Source organism: Pseudomonas sp. 5P_3.1_Bac2, assembly GCF_025465995.1.
Taxonomy (GTDB): domain Bacteria; phylum Pseudomonadota; class Gammaproteobacteria; order Pseudomonadales; family Pseudomonadaceae; genus Aquipseudomonas.
The window spans coordinates 53,397-71,557 of sequence record NZ_JANLNY010000024.1 but is presented as its reverse complement, the minus strand read 5'-3'; the positions used below and the strand labels follow the sequence as shown (position 1 = coordinate 71,557).

Here is an 18,161-nt window from a genome sequence, read left to right as displayed (position 1 = left end):
GAGGGTCTATGTGGCATTTAGTCTGTGGTGACTTAGCCGTACCAGGGGTCACCCACGTCATCGGCGAGGCCGCCGCGCAACAACTGCGGGTGCTGCGTGATGATTTAGCGGTAGGGCCGCTGGCGGACATCGACAGTCCGCCCTGCCAAGCCCGCGCCCAATTCTGGCAAGCCGTGTGGCCGCAAGCCGCACGAGCCATGCCGGACTTACCCGCTGATCTCAGCACCGACGCCAACTGGCTCAGTCAGCTTGGTCAAGACGGGCAGGACGTGACGGTCTGGACCGGCGACAGTTGCAGCGAGCAACTGCTGCTGGCCCGCGTCGCCCATGCACTGCAAGGCAGCCGCGTGTCGTTGTGGGAAGTGGCCTGCGCTAATCCACAGCGGCCACCGCGCAAAGCGGTATCGCTGCGCTCGCCTGCTGAGCTAGTCGAGCTGTACACCCAGCGCACGCGGCTTGACCCCGAGCGTCGTCAACAGTTGGCTGAGGATTGGCAACACGCCGTACAGGCTAACCAACCGATTCGCACCTGGCTGGCCGGGCACTTTCAGGCCCACAGCCATGCCCTCGTCGATGCACCCATGCTGCGCAGTTGCAGCCAACAGTGGCGACCTCTGGGGCAGGTAATGGCGGATGCCATGGCAGCGCAGGACGGGTTTTTCCCCACTGACTTCTTCCTCGACTGGCGCGCCAGTGAGTTAGCCCAAGCGGGGCAGCTTGAGCTACGCCTGCCGCCCAGCAGCGCCTACAACGAGCAACAAGTACGCTTGCCCAGTCTTAGTCAGCCAGTGACTTAGTCGCTAGGTAGTTATCAATCAAAAGACGGTAATCACCGCTGGCCTGCATGCTGGCCAAACCCTTATTAAATTGATCGATCAGCCACTGCGCTTTCGGGTGTTTACGCGACACGATCAGGTGCATGGTGCTGCGGTTGATCGGCGTAGTGGAACGGACAAAGTGACTGCTCGTTGCGCCACTGAGCATTAAGGCACTCTCGCCCAGATAACGATCGGCCAGGAAGAAGTCGTCGCGGCCCAATAACAGCAAGCGGGCGCATTCATTCAGGCTGGCCGGTGAGTGCCGTTGCACTTGGCCTTCGTCCACCAGCGCTTGCACATCGGCGGGCGCCTGCCAACCCAATGGATAGCACAGCCGCTTGCCCTGCATGGCACTGATGTCCTGCGCCGAAAACAGCTCCCCAGCGCGGCTGAAGATATATTGCTCGCCCACATATAAAGGCTCAGAGAAGAGGAAATCGCGCTCGCGCTCAGGGCTGCGGATATAGGGGAAGGTGGCGTCAAAATCGGTACGCAGGGTATTTAAATAACCCCGATTCCATGGTCGCCAATACAGGGTGCTGGACAGTCCACTGCGCTCAAATGCAGTGCGCACCAACTTGCTGAGCATGCCGTAGGCCGGCAAGGTTTTACCGGTAAAAGGCGCGTAATCATTGCCAGTCACTAAGCGCACAGACTCCGCCTGCGCCGGTGCGCCAAGCAGCAGGCTCAACATTAGCAAAGGCAGCATTCGGGCAAACTTCACAGCACAGTCTCAGCCAGTTACGGCACTACAGAAAACCACAAGGGGGGCGGAGTCTAAGGCCAGCACTAAAGCCATGGAAACCCTTTTATTTGTCAGCAAAGCCCGGAAAAAGTCTTGAAATAGAGCGTTCTAATGTACTTCTCAAACGCTCTAAAAACCCGGCAAAGGCCCAATGGTGGCACTTGCGCAAAACCATCGGGCTTGTCCAAGGCGCTATAAACCAGTCGCTTACGCCAGCAAGCTGACGTCAAAAAACACTTACAGCGGCTAAATAGACATCTTAAAACGCCCAAAATAGTTGCCGTTGATCAATGTTTTTGGTCGTGAATAGGACTAAAGTGCCATCACTATGACGACCTCCCAAACCATCCCGCGAATCATCTGCACCGACGCCGTTTTGACCACCGAACTCACCCATTGGCTGGTCGACCACAGTCAATCCGCTGAGGTGATTCATGAGGCCAGCGACTGCTCGAACGCGCCCTTATGCCGCTGGTTAAAAGAACCTCCCGCCGGCCTTGAAGGCCATGTGCAACTGGCCCTGCTCGATGCCGTGGAGATCTTAGCGCGCACTCGCCATGCCTTTAGATCCAAAGATCTGGCCGAGTTGCGTAAACGCTTAGAAGGTCTGCTGAAACAATTGTCAGCCTGCGATGAATAGAGTAGAAATACCGACCACTTAGGGTCCGCCAAGGCGGGAACCGGCTTTGCCGGGCAGGATATAAGGCCTGCAAGACGAAGCGCCGCACCACCACGCTCATAAAGCGCGGTGGGCGGCGCTTTTTTTGTGCTCAAAAAAATACAAAGGGCGGGAATTATCATGAACTCTGGTAACGCACTGGAAGACTTGATGCGCCATATGGGGCTGACCCAAAGCGAGATTCTGGGCAGAACCGCTTTATTGGATTGGCAACCCAGCGACGCACAACGTCTGAATGCGGTAGCCGAACAGATGAACGACGCACAACAGCGATTTGTTGAGCGGCTTTACGACCACCTACGCCGCTTCCCTGGCCCCGCGACGCTGATCAGTGACCCTGCCACCTTAAGCCGTCTCGCCCACAGTCAATTGGACTACTACCAGCGCCTGTGGCACGGCCCCTATGACGACGACTATGTGGCCAGTCGTGTACGCATTGGCCTGATCCACCAGCGCGCCAGCATCGAGATGAAATGGTACCTGGCCGGCTACCGTATTTACCTCGATGAAATGCTCCACACCTTGTTCCCCCAGCATGAACATCAGGCGCTGTTTGCCAGCTTGCTTAAGGTGGTGTTCTTCGACATGACCTTGGCCATCGACACTTACAGCTCGGCGCAACGCCAAGCCTTGGAAGACAGTGAAGCGCGTTTTGCCCGGGCGCTGCGCGGTGCCAACGATGGCATCTGGGATTGGCACATAGAGCACGATCGCCTGTATGTCTCCGAGCGTTGGGCGAGCATGCTCGACCTAAGCCGCGACAACTTAGGCGAAGGCAGCTTGAGTTGGTTTAGCCGTGTCCATCCCGACGACTTGCCTGGCCTGCGCCAAGCCATCGACGCCCATGTCAGTGGGGCCAACGCGCTGCTACATCACGAATACCGCATCCGCCGCGCCAATGGCGATTACCTCTGGGTGCAGGCCCGCGGCGTGGCGGAAATCGACAGCAGCGGCCAGCGCCGCATCACCGGCTCGCAAACCGATATCAGCGCCCGCAAAACCGTCGAGCAGCAACTGCGTCACGCTGCGCGGCATGATCCCCTCACGGGTTTAGGCAACCGTCTGCGCTTGGATGAATTGCTGCAGCAGTGCTTGCAACAACTGGGCAAGACCGGCGCCCGCGAGGCGGCGTTGTTGTTCGTTGACCTGGACCGATTCAAGCTGATCAACGACAGCCTCGGCCATGCTTGCGGTGATCAAGTACTGGTGGAAGTCAGCCGGCGCTTAAGGCACTGCCTGCGCCCGGGTGATCATCTGTGCCGCTTTGGTGGCGATGAGTTTGTCGTGCTACTGACTGATCTGGCCTGCGCCGATGATGCTGAAATCGTCGCCCAGCGCATGCTCGACTGCATGCACACGCCCATGCATATCGCCGATCAGGTGCTGGTGGTCAGCGCCAGCATCGGTATCACCGCACTGCAACCCCACAACGCCAGCCAGGATGCCCTGCAAGCCGCCGACCTGGCCCTGTATCAGGCCAAGCAGGCGGGCAAGGCACAGTTCGCCCGCTTTAGCGCCGAGTTGCAGGTCAGCGCGCACTACCAGCTGGAGCTGGAAAGCGCCCTGAGTCAGGCCCTGGAGCGCAACGAGTTTGTGCTGCATTACCAACCGATCTGCCGCTTGGAACAGGGCAGCACGCGCCTGGTCGGGGTTGAGGCGTTGTTGCGTTGGCAACGCGGCGACACCTTGGTGCCGCCGCTGGACTTTATCCCGTCGCTGGAAGAGTCCGGCGAGATCATCCGCGTCGGCGATTGGGTACTGGCTCAGGCCTGCCGCCAGGTTCGCGCCTGGCAACTGAGTGGCCAGCCCCATCTGCACTGTGCGGTGAACCTGTCCAGCCGCCAGCTGCGCCAGGATGACTTCGTCTTGCGCCTGACCGAAATCCTTCTCGACAGCGGCCTGCCACCAGCGAGCCTGGTGCTGGAAATCACCGAAAGTCAGCTGCTGGAAGACAGCACCGCGACGCTGATCACCCTGCGCGCCCTGGCCAACCTCGGCGTGCAACTGGCCCTGGATGACTTCGGTACTGGCTACTCCTCGCTGGGTTATCTCAAGCGCTTCCCGCTGAATATTCTCAAGGTGGATAAAAGCTTTATCGGCGGCGTGCCCGGCGACGCGGAACTGAGTGTGATTAGCCGGGCCATTATCGGCTTGGGTCAAAGCCTTGGTCTGGAAGTGATTGCCGAAGGCGTCGAGAGCCCCGAGCATCTGGACTTTTTGCGCGGCCAGGGTTGCCAGCTGGCCCAGGGTTATTGGTTCAGCCGGCCCTGCGCGGCCCATGAACTGCAAGTGCAATTCAGCCGTCTGGCCGCAGGTGGCTACCTCGACTTAGCCGCCAGCGCTGGCGTCACGGCGGAGGCTGAATAATGAAAATAAACCTGCCCCTGAGCCAACGCGAAGTACCGGTGGCGGCCCACGCCAACATCCTCTCCACAACGGATCGCAAAGGCAGCGTCAGTTACATCAACCAAGACTTTATCGACATCAGCGGCTTTAGCGCCGAGGAGCTGATCGGCCATAACCACAACATCGTGCGTCACCCGGAGATGCCGTCAGCGGCGTTTGAACACATGTGGCGCACCTTGAAAAAAGGCCAATCGTGGATGGGCCTGGTGAAGAACCGCTGCAAAAATGGCGACCATTATTGGATCAGCGCTTACGTCACACCGGTGGTGCATAACGGTCAGGTGGTGGAGTACCAATCGGTGCGCACCGCCACCAGCAAAGAACGTATCGAGCGCGCACAGTGGCTCTATCAGCAGATGCAAAGTGGCCGCCACAGCAAGCAACTGCGCCCGCCCGCACTCAGCCTCAGCAGCCGTCTCAGTCTGCTGTTGTGCACCCCGGTGTGGCTGTTGGCCTTGCTTCTGGGCGCCAGTGGCGGCCTCCCGTGGCTCACTGCCCTAGGCGGCGCTTTGGGCCTTAGCGCATTGCTCAGCCTGATCAGCACACGGATGCTGCAACCGCTGCAACAGTTGGCCGAGCAAGCCCGGCTGATCGCCCACAACCCGCTGAGCCAATGGGTGTATAGCGGGCGCCGCGATGAGCTGGGGCAAATCGCCTTTGCCCTGCAGAGCCTGCAAACCGAAGCCGGCGCGGTAATTGGCCGCCTGGCCGAATCGGCCCGCGAACTCCGGCAAGAAGCCAGCGAATTAGCGGCGGCGGTGGATTGCAGCAGCCAGGCCAGCGTGCAGCAGCAAAGCCAAACCGAGCAAGTGGCCAGTGCGATCGGCCAGATGGCCAGCAGCGTGCAGGAAGTGGCGCGCCACGCCCAACAAAGCGCCAGCGCCGCCCGTGCAGCGGATGATGAAACCGGCCATGGCTTGCACCTGGTCGAGCAGAGCCGCCAGCTGATCGCCGCGCTGGCCGCCGAGGTGCAGCGCAGCCACGAAGCCATCCACCAACTCGACCTGCACAGCCAGGATATTTATCAGGTGCTGGAAGTGATCCAGGGCATCGCCGAGCAAACCAATCTGCTCGCCCTGAATGCTGCTATCGAAGCCGCCCGAGCCGGTGAAGCCGGCCGCGGCTTTGCCGTGGTCGCCGATGCAGTGCGGGGCTTGGCGCAACGCACTCAGCAATCCACGGCCAAGATCCACCACATCATCAACGCCCTGCAGCAAGGCACCGGCGCCGCGGTGGCGACTATGCAGCGCAGCCAGGCGCAGGCCGACGCCAGCGTCACACAAGCGCTGCAAGCAGCCGAAGCCTTGGCGGGGATTAATCAGCGGGTCAGCCAGATCAGCGATATGAGCCTGCAGATCGCTGCCGCCGTGGAGCAACAAAGCGCGGTGGGCGACGATATCCAAAACAACCTCAACGCCATCCGCCAAGCCAATCTCAACAGCGTCACCGCCAGCCAGCAAAGCCGCAGCAGCGCGCAACACCTGGCCGGCCTGGCGGAGCGTTTGCAGTTGTTGGTCGAGCAGTTTCGCAACCAGAAAGTTCGCAGATAAACCCACGGCATAGGCCTTCACGTAGGCTGCAAGCGCCGCACAGGCGCTTGCACCAGCACACACCCTGCTCCCGCTAATACGTCCACAGGTTTCTGCGTACTGCGGATTACACCGCTGCGCGGCTAATCCAGGCTACACACCGACGGCGAATATTGCGCTGATCCAGTCCGTAGGCTGCAATCGCCGCAAAGGCGCTTGCATCGCCTCACACAACGATGAATGGGCTGGACCTGCCAATGTGCCAACAGACTGCCACTCTTGGCATCACAGCCACGACCACCTACCTTAGCCTCAGATCATCTGCCCACAGCCAACGATGGCTGCGCAGATGTCACACTTTGGTCAACATCACGGAGCGCAAACCATGATCACCCCCGATACGGATTCTGCTCCGTCCTTAGCGGCGCTGTATCTGAAGCGCATCAACTTCATTGGCGACTGCGCCCCTACGTTGGCCAACCTGCAAAAACTGCAATTTCTGCATGCCACCCATATCCCCTTCGGCAATACCGCGTCCTTTCTCGGCCAAGCGGTGCCACTGGATCTGGAATATCTGCAACACAAACTGCTGGTACAAAACCGCGAAGGCTACTGTTTTGAGCAAAGCCTGCTGATCCAACAGGCGTTAACTGAGCTGGGCTACCACGCGGTCAACCGCTTGGGCCGCGTGTACTTTATGGCCACGCCCAGTGAAACCCCGGCGCAATCCCACCTCGTCACCATTGTGCAGGTAGACGGTGAAGACTACCTGTACGACCCCAACTTCGGCGGCATGAGCCCAACCGCCCCGCTGTCGCTAAACCGTATCGGCCAAACCCAGCAAACACCCCACGAGCCCTACCGTTTTATCCCCGTCAACGAAAGCGGCCTGGCCCCGCAAACCCTGACCGGCATGCACTACATGCTGCAAGCCTACGTGCTGGAGGAATGGATCAACCTCTACGCCTTTAACCCCACACAACCCGTAGCCGCCAACGATGTAAAAGTTGCCAACTGGTATATCTCCACATCCCCCGAGTCACTCTTCACCCAACACCTGATCATGGCCATCGCCACGCCAGATGCGCGCATTAACTTGATGGATAACACGGTAAAGATTCACAACCGTGAGGGGACGACTCAGCGGGTGCTGGAGACGGTTGAGGACTTTGCAAGGTTCTTTGAGCAGAGGCTGAAGATTGTGCGGGGACGGGTGGATTACGAGGTTTTAGTGGGGAAGACTAAGCAAGTGACAGCTACAGCCCGTAGCGAGGATTAACCAGCAACGCTGGCGTAATCCAGCCCAGCTCAACGAATGTAGGCTGATGCACAACTAACTCAGCGCAGCCAAACCAAGAGCAACATTGCAACCGAAATGACAGCCATTATTTCGGACGTAGAATCTCTTGGTAGCGGGTTAAACGCTTGCCCGACTGACCACGACGAGCGCTCTCGATCAGGCCATGGATGCCGAGGTTGTTTGGGTTAAAGGCCAGAAAGGCAGTTTTGTGCAGCAGGCTTTGCAGGTCGAGATCCGGCCGCTCGCTGACCAGTTCCAGCACAAACTCATAGACCTGACTGATCGACTCGCGCCCTGTAAAGGCAAGCACTTGCAGGTCGTGGCTGACGCCATCAATGCTCAGATTGAAATGTCTTTGGTTGGCGGAACGGTGGATCACACGCAATGATGACTTTATGATCCGAAGTGGCCTAGCGCCGCAGACCTAAACATCTAGCCCGCGCTCGCGCTCCAAATCAATCAGGCGAGTCTTTGGGCCGCCATCTTCCAGGCGTTCCATTACGATCTGTGGCCAGCGATTACGGGAGCGGCGTTTGGCTACGTTATAGGTAAATTTCTGTATCCAATTCATTGGATAGAAAAACAGATGGCCTAAGAAAAGAATTGTGTCTGTGGCTGTCAGGTAGTTACTGCCACCGGCAGCGGCCTTCTTCTCGGCAATACTTTTACGATAGAAAGAAACCCTGTCGGTTCTACATTAGCTGCCAGCATACTTTTAACGTAAGCATCAGACTCACTGCGCTGACCGTTTTCGTCAAACCAAGGGCCGTTATCCATATAAGCGCGCAACCATTCCCAAAAGCCTTTTTGCATCTGAAGTGTTTTACCCATAGGCAAACCCAGCGAAACCAATAGAGCATTATCCGGTTCGCCCAAGCGACGCACCAACAACTCAAGCGAGGCATTGTGCATACCGTCTGTATGCGACCCAACCAGCATAAATTCACCAGCAACTGCTTCTGCACCATCCCAAGGGGTGTGGTACAGCTCGCCGTTATGGTCGAAATAGACCTCACGGGTACGACGATTAAACAAAATGGGCAAAGGAAGTGGGCGGCGCGTCTCCCAAAGGAAAGGCCCGAGAATTAAAGGGGTACACAGAAGTAAAAAGTTAAATACCCCCTGCCATTTTCCTTGCATAGCAAAAAATAAGGCCATACATATGCCAAACCCTCCGATGAAGGCTAGTATCCCGGTAGCCATTCCTCGATCTGAGTCCCCTCTAACCTTTATCGATAAATAATGTTCTGTATGTTCATCGATCACGAACATTTCCCAAGTTTTTTCCCCGGTTGACTGATCAGCACGTAATACTACGCTGGGCGAACTTCCAAAGCGCGCTCGGGCCTGCTGGATCAGATCACTTACAGCCATATCACTTCCTTAACTTCAATTGGGGGCAGTGTCAGTCCTTCCATAGGGGAGTAGCTCAGTTCGCCGCGAACTCCATCAAATTGTTCGCCTTCGGACTCGTGGTAAACACTGTGATAATTAGCCACTTCAGGATCAATAAGAGTGCCAATATGCGCATCAAAAATTCTTACCGGTCTATCCCCCCTTTTCTTTACTCCTGCCAACACCAAAAAACTACCCCAAACTTTTTCACCTTTATAGTGGATCATGTCATCAGCCAGCAGACTTTCCCCTAATAAAAAATCACCAGGTAGATGTTGTCCTGATCCCCGCGATAGAAGTTCAGTTCGCTAAGCCGATAGGCCTTAAAACTAATGAGGAAGATGATTTTGCAAAACTTGGTGATCGACTCTGTATGACTCTTTGACCAATCCGCCGAGCATATGCCGAAGTAAACGCTCTTGGCGGCCATAGGATCTCATTCAGGTCAATCTAAAGGTAGTATCGCCCTGTTTGCCAGAGCGACTTCAAAAAGCATTAGTGGGTATCCAATTTTCTAACTAACGCCCGCACACCACCTTTCAAGTCTCATCTCGCTACGACACACACCACTAATTAGGCGGGGTCAGTACTCTTTTAACTGGCCACATCAAAGCCTCGAATCCCGAAGTAATCTTTGCCGCCAAACTGGGTGGCTGAGCGCTGAATAACTCCGGCTACGAGGCGGTCGTGGACAAAGTGGCCGAAAAACCGATGAACCGGTTCACTGAGCGCTTTGGGCTGCGGGTCGAACCAGGCTGAGAGCAATACCACCCACAAATCAGCCTGCTCTCTGGTGCCGGCGGCACGCCAGCCCAAGGCCGGATTTTTGAGGGCGGCGCGCATCGCGGTGGCTTCTTCATTGACGGCTTCTAACCAGCCTAGCTCGGCACGCAGTTGCTCTCTCTCTTGGCTAAGCGCTTGCAAGTGCTGCTCGGTGGCCTGCTGTTGGGCTGTACCTCGGCTGGGAAGGCTAAGCATGCCCGTCATCGTGGCGTAGGTGCTGGCGCGCAGGCGGTCTTCATCTTCCCCCAGTTGTTTGATGCGCGCCTCATAAGGCTGCCAGAACGTGGCCAGCCAGCGGATATACACCCGCATATGAGCGGCAAATAGCTGTTGCTCACGAGTCATGGCCGCACCGCCATACACCGGCTTAAACCCCTTAAGCTCAGCAATGCTGGCTTGCGCTTCGCGCTCATAGTGGCGGCTAAGTCCTTTGGCCGTAGCCTGTTCAACGTGGTCATTGAAGATAAATAGCTCCGCAATATAGGGGTCTTTCTCGTACAGCTGATCCAATGTCATAAACGGCGCCCCCGCACGTCGAGCCGCGCTATGCATCTCGTGAAGGCTCACCAAAGCTAGCTCGGCACTGGACTTCTGCTCGCCGGGCAATAGGCTGCCGCCTATATCCTCACTGACCCCAGGTAGCCACTTTTCACGCCAGTTGCTTTGGCTGCTTCCGAGCAAACGGGCACGCCGATAAAAGCGCCGTTCATGGCCGGCGACTAGGTGTAAGGCCTGCTTGACGCCCTTAGGTAAAGGGCCGCCATCGTCCAATACCGTGCGCAGCGGCAGGGGCATATAAGGCAAATCGACGTGGCTGCGATCAACACCATCGAATAATCCGGCGAACATAATGCTGAGCTCTTTACCTTGGTAGCGATAACCGCCCTCGGTAGGTTGCGGCTCGCGGCTTAACAGCTCATGCAAAAACGCACGGGCCAGGGTAGCGCCATAGTCAAAGCCATATACCGTTAACTCGATATGCTTGAGAGGGGCTTGATTGTTAAGAAGCGCGATTTCGTTAAGTTCCCCATTTAGAAAATCGATAGCACCTTGAATCCGCGTTTCTGCCCCAGTCTTTAATAGTTCAGCGAAAAATTGGTTATCACGCACTGGAGCCACTACCTCAACGGTGGCATCAATAGCTGCACTTTTAAGAGTGCCGATCAGCTTTAGCGGGTTTTGCACTAACGCCTTAAGGTCGTGAGTCATTCGCTCCAACCAACTGCGTTTGGCGTCAAGGGCATCCTTGGCCGCTTCAATCACCTGATCCTTAATTGATGCACTTGGTACCTCGCTGGCCGTATGGCCAAAACTGGCCATACCACTTGTGGCTGCAACGTTTAAATCGGCAGAGAAGTCCTCACCCAAACCAGAGGAATAGAACTTTCGATAGCTAAAAAGCTTGTCGTCTTCAGCATATTCTGAATGAGCCAGGAACAGCTTAGCGACATTGCTGACACGTCCAGTTTGCATGTCCTTGATTCGATGCCGCCCAAAGCCATCGAAAAAAAAGCCAACTCTCAAGGTATGAGCGCACGGACTGATATACGGGCTGGTTGATGATGGACGGCTGCGAGCGGCCAGGGCTGCTGCTTTCTCAATAATGGGGTTGCTCATGGGACCTTAACCTCAATAGCTGGGGCTTCTTTAAGCCCCTTATAAGGGCTAGCCGGCGTAGGACTCCAAAACAAGCGCACTTGATCTCCCGGAAAGAAGTGCACATGTAGATAACGGTCATCGCGGGTGCGCGGCGGATTGGGTACTTGCCGCGTAATATTCTCGATCTCAACACCTTGCCGAAGTTGCTCTCCGGTACGGCCTTTAATCCACTGCACCGTCAATACATCGCCTTCGATACGCGTACAGCAAGTGGCACCTCCCCCCCCGTAAGCGAAGGCATTACCCCCCCAGGCCTCGTTGACTGCGTAACTAGAGATGGGACGATCCGTATGGTTGTGCACATACAAAATGGCCCCAGGCATCTGGTTGTAGGCCCAGAGCAGATAACTCATTGCTAAAAAAACCAGCAGTAGCAAGCTAAGCAGCGACTTAGCAAAGCCCGGTAACGTCCGCCAACGCTTGTTCAGCGTACTCACGAAATTCATTCTTTAAACTCCATATTCGTCGCTTCCTTCAGCCCTCGTAAGAGCTATCCAGATTGGGACTCCAAAACAAGCGCACCTGATCACCCGGAAAGAAATGCACATGCAGATAGCGATCGTCGCGCGTGCGTGTGGGGTTGGGCACTTGCCGTGTAACCGTCTCTTTCTGCACACCTTGGCGAACTTGCTCACCGGTACGGCCTTTGATCCACTGCACCGTCAGCACATCGCCCTCAATCCGCGAGCAGCAAGTTACCTTTCCTCCGCCAAATGCAGAGGCGTTACCGCCCCATGCCTCATTAACGGCATAGCTAAAGACGGGCCGCTCTGTATGGCTATGCACGTACAGATAAGCACCTGGCATCCGGGCAAAGGTCCAAGCCAAGTAACTCAGAACCAACACAACCAGTAGCCCCCACCGCAGCTCCTTATGCTGCGATAATGCTTGCCAACTCATGCCTGCTCATCCAACGCTAGTTGCACGTCGACCAGTGCTTGGCCTTCGCCCTCAACCTGCTGCAGCATGGCCAGCCAGTTGGGGTTTTGGTTGATCGGCTGGCCACCCAACAAGCTGTAGAGCGCATAAAAATACTGGTCTTGCTGACGCGTTAAGCCGGCTTGTCGTGCTTGGGCTAATGCCTCGCTCACTTGGGTAAGGCGCTCGCTATAACAGCCATTAACCAAGGCGTCAGGCGCTTGGCTCTCTAGCTCGGCCAGCAATGCTTGGGCATGGGGATCAACACTCAGTTCCTTTGCAAGCGACTGATCAAGCTCAATCGGCTGATAGTCCACCTCTTTGTTCAATGCCAAACCTTGCAAGCGTTGCCAGCCTTGCGCCGTCGGCACCCACCAAGCAACCACGGGGCCAAACAGCCAGGAGTGCCAAGCAAGATCCGTACGCGCATGCAAAACCGGCAAGACGTTATGAGCATAACTGCGAATCAGCAACGGCTCACCGTCCAGATCACGGCAGGCCAAGGCGTCACCCAAGTGCTGTTGCAACTCAATAATGTTAATCCGACTGCTTAACCAGCCATGTTGAGCCACCGGGTCAAGCCGTTCGCGCAGAGCCAAGTAGTTGCGATAGGACTGCCCACTTAAGTCCACAAGTGCTGGGCCGGTATGACGCAAATCGGCCACTTCAGGCTGCTGCAAGAGTGGCGACACCGACTGCTCGGTAAAGAGCTGCAGGCGCGACGCTTCAGGCAACATACCAAGCTCGATTACCATGGCCAGGGTATGGCCCTCTTCTACGGCATTGCTCCAATCGGCTTGTTCGAGGCTTTGCTCATTCATTACGGTGTCCCTGCCAAGGTTGCGGCGCCTTCACGCATGGCTTTAAGCAAACACTCCACGCAAATACCTTTAGGCGGTGCCAACTTGGCTTGTGGGGGGGCCTGCATCAACAGTTCCCCCGCCTTATCCGCATCCGCCGGCTTGGCCAGCCCCGGCAAAATAGGCGCAGCCCCCGACCCCACCCCAGGCGCGCCGCCTGAGTTGAACTTGATCGTCGGGCCGACCATCGTGATGCCGCTGGCGTCGAGTTTGATAAAGCTGCCTGAGGCTTTGAAGGTCAGTTCGCTGCCGGCGTCGAAGACGATTTTCTGGCCGCTGCTTAAGTGGATTTCTTGGCCGGCGTTGATGAACTGGCCAGTGCCGATCTTTAAGTGTTGGTTATTGCCCACCGTAAGGTGGTCGTTGGCTTTGATTTCACTTTTTCGATCGGCGTGGGTGGTGCGATGCTCCTCGCTTTTGAGTTCGCTGTAGCTGTTGGCTTCGACCTTGTCGTGGCGCTCGTTTCCGATGCGGATTTTTTGGTCGTGCTCGATGTTTTCGTCCCAGTCGCGCTGGGCGTGGATAAAGATTTGCTCGGCGCCTTTTTTGTCTTCGATGCGCAGTTCGTTGTAGCCACCGCCGCCGGGTGAGCTGAGGGTTTTGAACACGCTGCGGGTTTTGTTCGCCGGCAGCTCGTACGGCACTTGGTTGGCGGCGTGGAACAGGCAGCCGGTGATCAGCGGCTGGTCGGGGTCGCCTTCGAGGAAGGTCACCAGCACTTCCATGCCGATGCGCGGGATGCTGATGGCGCCGTAGCGGTCCCCCGCCCAGGCCGAGGCCACACGCAGCCAGCAGCTGGTTTTGTCGTCGGCTTGGCCGTGACGATCCCAATGAAATTGCACCTTGACCCGACCGTACTGGTCGCAGTGAATTTCCTCGCCGGCTGGGCCCGTCACCACTGCACTTTGGCTACCCAGAATGCGTGCTTTGGGATGGGCGAGCACAGGGCGATATGGCACCTGCCAAGGCGTTGCACGGAAGAAGTTGCGGTAGCCCTGCTGGAAGCCATCACGGGCCTGCACGTCGCTGCTCAGGGCCTCTTCCAGCACCTGCGGTTGCTTGCCTTCGTGGTGGATTTCAGTCAGCAACCAGAGGTCGTTCCAACTGCTGCGCGGGTGCTCCAGCAAGGCGAGAAAATGGCCGCTGACCAGCTGCGGCACATCGCTTTCGCCTTGTGCCACTTCGACGTCGTGGCGATGGCGTTCGAGGCTGCGCTGGCTTAGGTGTTTGCCGCGCTCGCGATCGACAAAACGGCCAGGGTAGTCGTAGTCCTCCAGATCCGGCAGCGCGTCGCTGCTGGCGGCGGCTTCGAGTTGCAGCTTGGGCTTTTCAAAGTCGTAATCACGCCGCGTCACGCGGCTGCTGCGGGTGGCTACACGCACGCCGAAACGCTTGATCACCGGGCGGTCGGCGACCAGGCCGCTGTCTTGCTGATAACACTCTGGGTTCAAGCGGCGAAATACGGTTTGGTCATCGCCGAACACCAGCACGTGGGCGTCGCGGCTGTGCTGAAAGTGGTAATGAATACCTTCTTCCTCGCACAGGCGCTGGATAAAGTGCAGGTCGCTTTCGTCGTACTGCACACAGTACTCACGCTCGGGGTACACCGAGCCGAGTTGAAATTGGTAGGCATTGCTTTGGATGCCGTGGTCTTGCAGCACTTGGCCGATAATCTGGGCCACGCTTAAGTGCTGGAAAATCCGCTGATTACGTCGGTGCGCCAGATAGGCTAGCTGCGGACGCAGGATCACTTGGTAGCGGGTTAAACGCTTGCCCGACTCACCGCGACGGGCGCTGTCGATCAGGCCATGGATGCCGAGGTTGTTTTGGTTAAAGGCCAGAAAGGCAGTTTTGTGCAGCAGGCTTTGCAGGTCGAGATCCGGCCGCTCGCTGACCAGTTCCAGCACAAACTCATAGACCTGACTGATCGCCTCGCGCCCGGTAAAGGCAAGCACTTGCAGGTCGTGGCTGACGCCATCAATGCTGAGATTGAAATGGCTTTCGTTGGCGGCTGCGAACATTCCGTGTCCTCGTATGGCGAGCGCTACTGCGAGCGCAATCCTGCGCTTTGAAACGCAACGACCAGGACAATGCCTGGCCGCTGCGCATGCGAACTAAGTCGAAACTTAGCTGGCGATCGGCGTGCGCCAGTCGTCGGAGCCCGAAGTACCGGATACTTCGTGGGTCCAAACGATTTTACGGTAGGTGAAGTACACGTCTTCCAGGTGAGTGAAGTGCGACAGGCCTGGGTCTTGGCAGTTCGGCATGCGCGACTGCACGTCAACGATTACGGCGTCTTCCAGCTCGATGGTGAAGTAGTGCTCTTGAGTACCAGTGGAGGAAGTGCGGTACCACTCCAGACGGCACTTGTTCAGACGCTCGCCCGAGGTCAGGGAGTTGAAGATCAGCGGCGAGGATTTGTCGAAAACCTTGGTGATCATCAGCGGCTTGTGTACGCGCTGGCCAGTCGGCTGACCGGATTGTGGATCACGTGGGATGATAACTTGGTGGTTGAAAGCTTGAACCAGGATTTGGTCTTCGTGACCTTCCTGGAAGATGTTGCCGACGGAATCTTCGGTGAAAGTACCGGCAGTGATCAAACCTTGTTTGGTGCCTTCGAGGGACAGATACGCGGGTGTTGGCATGAGAGCTCTCCTTGCCTAAACATGACGAACCGGGATTGATCCGTTGCCAGGGATAGAGCCAGTTCCGTGCCAGCCTGCTTTAAATCGCTATTTATCATGGACTTACAAAGATAGTGAAGGGCTCTCGACTGATGCAAGGCGGGATTTGCCCACAATCTTGCGCAAGTTGTTGCTCAGCGCTGCGCAATAAGTTGCACAGTGCTTTTCAGCCTCTTAGCCGTGCTGCTCATACTCAACTATGCACAGAGTTATCCACAGGTTGCTGTGCAATATTTTGCGCAGTGGCTTAGCCAACCAATGCGCGTAAACGCCTGCTCAGCACCCGGCAAAATTAGCTTCAGGCCCAGGCTAATTCGCACAATCGTCTCAAGGAACATCTTTAACGCTACCGCCTTGGCCCGGCTTTGGGCAGAATCAGCCCATGTCTATTAGCAACCACGATTCAGCCCACACTTCGGTCAGCGTCAGCATCACTCTTGCGGTGCTGCACGCGGCCAGCCGTTTAGGCATCGAGCGCCAGTCATTACTCACGGCCTGCGGCCTTGAAACCGAGCAACTGAGCGACCCAGACGGCCGTTTACCCTTCGCCACGCAAGAACGTTTGTGGCAGCAAATCAGCCTGATTGACCATCCAGAACCCGGCTTGGCCATTGGCCAACACCTCACTCCGGGGCTATTTAGTGTGCTCGGTTACCTGCTGCAAAGCAGCCCAACTTTAGCCGATGCCCTGGCCGCCGGCTTGCGTTATCAACGCTTGATTGGCGAAGGTGGCGAGTTGCAACTGCATGAGCAAGGCGATGAATTGCAGCTGCTGTACCGGCCCCTCAACCCACAATTGCCAGCCACCCGTACACGGGTTTTAGCCCTGCTCGCCGCGTGGGTGCAAATGATTTATCCACTGCTCAATAACGTGCGTGTGCGCCGCGTGCAATTCGCTTATCCACAGCCGGCCGACCTTGCTGCATACCAAGCCTGTTTTGCCTGTGAATTGCAATTTGATGCCACGGATTACGGCATCGTCCTGCCCAAAGCCGTAGCCAGTACGCCCCTGCTGCAAGCTAACCTGCCGCTGCAAAGCATCTTGCGCCAGCATGCCGAGGCGTTGTTAGCGCGGCTGCCCAGTGAGAGTTTGAGCGCACGGGTGGTGAGTTTATTAGGCGAACAACTGGCCCGTGGCGAACCAGACCGTGCCGAGCTGGCGCGCCGCCTCAAACTCAGCGAGCGCACTCTGCAGCGACGCCTGGCCGATGAAGGCTGCAACTATCAGCAACTGCTTAACGACACGCGCCAGCAGTTGGCTCAACAGCACCTCAGCCAAAGCGATCTGCCGGCGGCGGAGATCGCTCTGCTGCTGGGTTATTCCGAGCCCAGTGTGTTCTTCCGCGCCTTTCGCCAATGGACCGGGCTGACCCCCGGCGAATACCGCGCGCAACAGCGCCAGGCGGGCTAAGCCTCGGCCTGATGGGCAATGCCCTGCGCATCGAGAAAGGCCAAGAACGCCTGCTTGGAGTTGTAGCGCGGCGTGTAGGCGAAGTCTTGCTTGAGACGCTGATTGCTCAGCACCGGGCGGTAGCGCAAAAAGTCCACCTGCTCCGGGCCGTAGGGGCTCAGGCCGAGGGGCTTGAGCACGGCCAAGACACTGCGGATCAACCACGCAGGCAGCGCCACATAGGGCTTAGCCAGCAGCTTGGCGACTTGACGCAGCGACAGCGCGCCATCGCCGGCCAGGTTATAGATCCCGCTGCTGTGCTCACGCAGGCCCTGAATGATGATGTCGAGCACATCCTCATCCCAGATAAACACGAAGCGGCTGTCACTGCCGCGCACACCCAGCACCGCACGGTCCTTAAACAGCGCGCTGATCTGGTTGTTCACCTGCGCGCCCAAGATGGTGCCCGGACGCAGGATCAACTGCTTGAGTTGCGGATGTTGTTTGCGGGCATGCGCCAGCAGTTGCTCGACCTCACACTTATGCTTGGCATAAGCAAAGTGGGGATGACCGCGCAGCGGCTGCTGCTCATCCAGCCACAGTGCATTCTGCGGATGGTAGCCATAGGCAGCGCCAGAGCTGGTGACGATCAGCTGTTGCACGCCATGGGCCAGCGCCGCCTCGATCACGGTTTGAGTGCCGCCGACATCAATCGCGTGCAGCTGCGCCGCGCTCATTCCGGGCGGTGGCGTGACCACCGAAGCCAAATGCACAATGGCCTGCGCCTGACTCTGCGCCACGCACTGGCGCACGGCGGCGGGATTACTGATGTCCAGCTGCATGGCCTGCACATTGGCCGGCAGGCTTTGCGGCGCAAGCATTTGGATATCGGCGGCAAACAACTGCCAATGCGGCTGTTGCAGCGCCAGCTTGTGTAGCAGCTGGCGGCCGATATACCCCGCCGCGCCGGTGATTAACACACGCATGCTTAGCTC

Annotated in this window: 16 protein-coding genes and 2 pseudogenes; 7 read left to right on the top strand and 11 right to left on the bottom strand. The window is 57.3% G+C overall.

Annotation, left to right across the window (positions count from 1 at the left end; all coding sequences use genetic code 11):
• Nucleotides 1-8: 8 nt before the first annotated feature.
• On the top strand, nucleotides 9-797 hold the full coding sequence (locus tag NTD81_RS15970) for a DUF1835 domain-containing protein (protein ID WP_262183641.1): 789 nt from the start codon (nucleotides 9-11) through the stop codon (nucleotides 795-797).
• Here the strand turns inward: NTD81_RS15970 and NTD81_RS15965 are convergent.
• On the bottom strand, nucleotides 778-1,527 hold the full coding sequence (locus NTD81_RS15965) for a substrate-binding periplasmic protein (protein WP_262183640.1): 750 nt from the start codon (nucleotides 1,525-1,527) through the stop codon (nucleotides 778-780). The two genes, NTD81_RS15970 and NTD81_RS15965, sit on opposite strands and share 20 nt — an antisense overlap.
• A gap of 364 nt (nucleotides 1,528-1,891) precedes the next feature.
• Between NTD81_RS15965 and NTD81_RS15960 the strand changes: the two genes are divergently transcribed.
• From NTD81_RS15960 to NTD81_RS15945, 5 genes and pseudogenes are all read left to right on the top strand, one after another.
• Nucleotides 1,892-2,203, top strand: a complete 312-nt coding sequence (locus NTD81_RS15960; RefSeq protein WP_262183639.1) for a hypothetical protein — start codon at nucleotides 1,892-1,894, stop codon at nucleotides 2,201-2,203.
• A gap of 159 nt (nucleotides 2,204-2,362) precedes the next feature.
• A complete protein-coding gene (locus NTD81_RS15955) occupies nucleotides 2,363-4,609 on the top strand; it encodes a putative bifunctional diguanylate cyclase/phosphodiesterase (protein ID WP_262183638.1) in 2,247 nt (748 codons plus the stop codon).
• A pseudogene (locus NTD81_RS21465) lies at nucleotides 4,609-5,316 on the top strand (PAS domain-containing protein); the annotation flags it as partial. The gene NTD81_RS15955 and the pseudogene NTD81_RS21465, both read left to right, overlap by 1 nt.
• A gap of 162 nt (nucleotides 5,317-5,478) precedes the next feature.
• A complete protein-coding gene (locus NTD81_RS21460; RefSeq protein WP_410017170.1) occupies nucleotides 5,479-6,198 on the top strand; it encodes a methyl-accepting chemotaxis protein in 720 nt (239 codons plus the stop codon).
• A gap of 364 nt (nucleotides 6,199-6,562) precedes the next feature.
• Nucleotides 6,563-7,456 (top strand): arylamine N-acetyltransferase family protein, encoded by an 894-nt coding sequence (locus NTD81_RS15945; protein WP_262183636.1) that lies wholly within the window; start codon nucleotides 6,563-6,565, stop codon nucleotides 7,454-7,456.
• 109 nt (nucleotides 7,457-7,565) lie between these two features.
• Here NTD81_RS15945 and NTD81_RS15940 read toward each other — a convergent pair.
• The 9 genes and pseudogenes from NTD81_RS15940 to NTD81_RS15900 all read right to left on the bottom strand — a co-directional run.
• Nucleotides 7,566-7,853, bottom strand: a pseudogene (locus NTD81_RS15940) (contractile injection system protein, VgrG/Pvc8 family); the annotation flags it as partial.
• 242 nt (nucleotides 7,854-8,095) lie between these two features.
• Nucleotides 8,096-8,851 (bottom strand): hypothetical protein, encoded by a 756-nt coding sequence (locus tag NTD81_RS15935; RefSeq protein WP_262183635.1) that lies wholly within the window; start codon nucleotides 8,849-8,851, stop codon nucleotides 8,096-8,098.
• A complete protein-coding gene (locus NTD81_RS15930) occupies nucleotides 8,842-9,099 on the bottom strand; it encodes a hypothetical protein (protein ID WP_262183634.1) in 258 nt (85 codons plus the stop codon). The genes NTD81_RS15935 and NTD81_RS15930 overlap by 10 nt, the downstream gene beginning before the upstream one ends.
• Before the next feature lie 367 nt (nucleotides 9,100-9,466).
• Entirely contained in the window at nucleotides 9,467-11,128 is a 1,662-nt protein-coding gene (locus NTD81_RS15925) for a phospholipase effector Tle1 domain-containing protein (RefSeq protein ID WP_262183633.1), read from the bottom strand.
• A 140-nt stretch (nucleotides 11,129-11,268) separates the two neighbouring features.
• Nucleotides 11,269-11,760, bottom strand: coding sequence for a DUF3304 domain-containing protein (locus tag NTD81_RS15920; protein ID WP_262183632.1), 492 nt, complete (start codon nucleotides 11,758-11,760; stop codon nucleotides 11,269-11,271).
• 28 nt (nucleotides 11,761-11,788) lie between these two features.
• The gene (locus tag NTD81_RS15915) at nucleotides 11,789-12,214 is read right to left on the bottom strand and encodes a DUF3304 domain-containing protein (RefSeq protein WP_262183631.1); all 426 of its coding nucleotides are present in this window, start codon (nucleotides 12,212-12,214) and stop codon (nucleotides 11,789-11,791) included.
• Nucleotides 12,211-13,053 (bottom strand): DUF4123 domain-containing protein, encoded by an 843-nt coding sequence (locus tag NTD81_RS15910; RefSeq protein WP_262183630.1) that lies wholly within the window; start codon nucleotides 13,051-13,053, stop codon nucleotides 12,211-12,213. The genes NTD81_RS15915 and NTD81_RS15910 overlap by 4 nt, the downstream gene beginning before the upstream one ends.
• The gene (tssI, locus tag NTD81_RS15905) at nucleotides 13,053-15,113 is read right to left on the bottom strand and encodes a type VI secretion system tip protein TssI/VgrG (RefSeq protein WP_262183629.1); all 2,061 of its coding nucleotides are present in this window, start codon (nucleotides 15,111-15,113) and stop codon (nucleotides 13,053-13,055) included. Before tssI ends, NTD81_RS15910 begins: the two co-directional genes overlap by 1 nt.
• A 105-nt stretch (nucleotides 15,114-15,218) precedes the next feature.
• Nucleotides 15,219-15,737, bottom strand: a complete 519-nt coding sequence (locus tag NTD81_RS15900; protein ID WP_262183628.1) for an Hcp family type VI secretion system effector — start codon at nucleotides 15,735-15,737, stop codon at nucleotides 15,219-15,221.
• Nucleotides 15,738-16,158: 421 nt separating this feature from the next.
• Between NTD81_RS15900 and NTD81_RS15895 the strand changes: the two genes are divergently transcribed.
• On the top strand, nucleotides 16,159-17,187 hold the full coding sequence (locus NTD81_RS15895) for an AraC family transcriptional regulator (RefSeq protein WP_262183627.1): 1,029 nt from the start codon (nucleotides 16,159-16,161) through the stop codon (nucleotides 17,185-17,187).
• On the opposite strand, the gene NTD81_RS15890 is transcribed toward NTD81_RS15895, so the two are convergent.
• Entirely contained in the window at nucleotides 17,184-18,152 is a 969-nt protein-coding gene (locus tag NTD81_RS15890; protein ID WP_262183626.1) for an SDR family oxidoreductase, read from the bottom strand. The genes NTD81_RS15895 and NTD81_RS15890 overlap by 4 nt on opposite strands.
• Nucleotides 18,153-18,161: the final 9 nt, after the last annotated feature.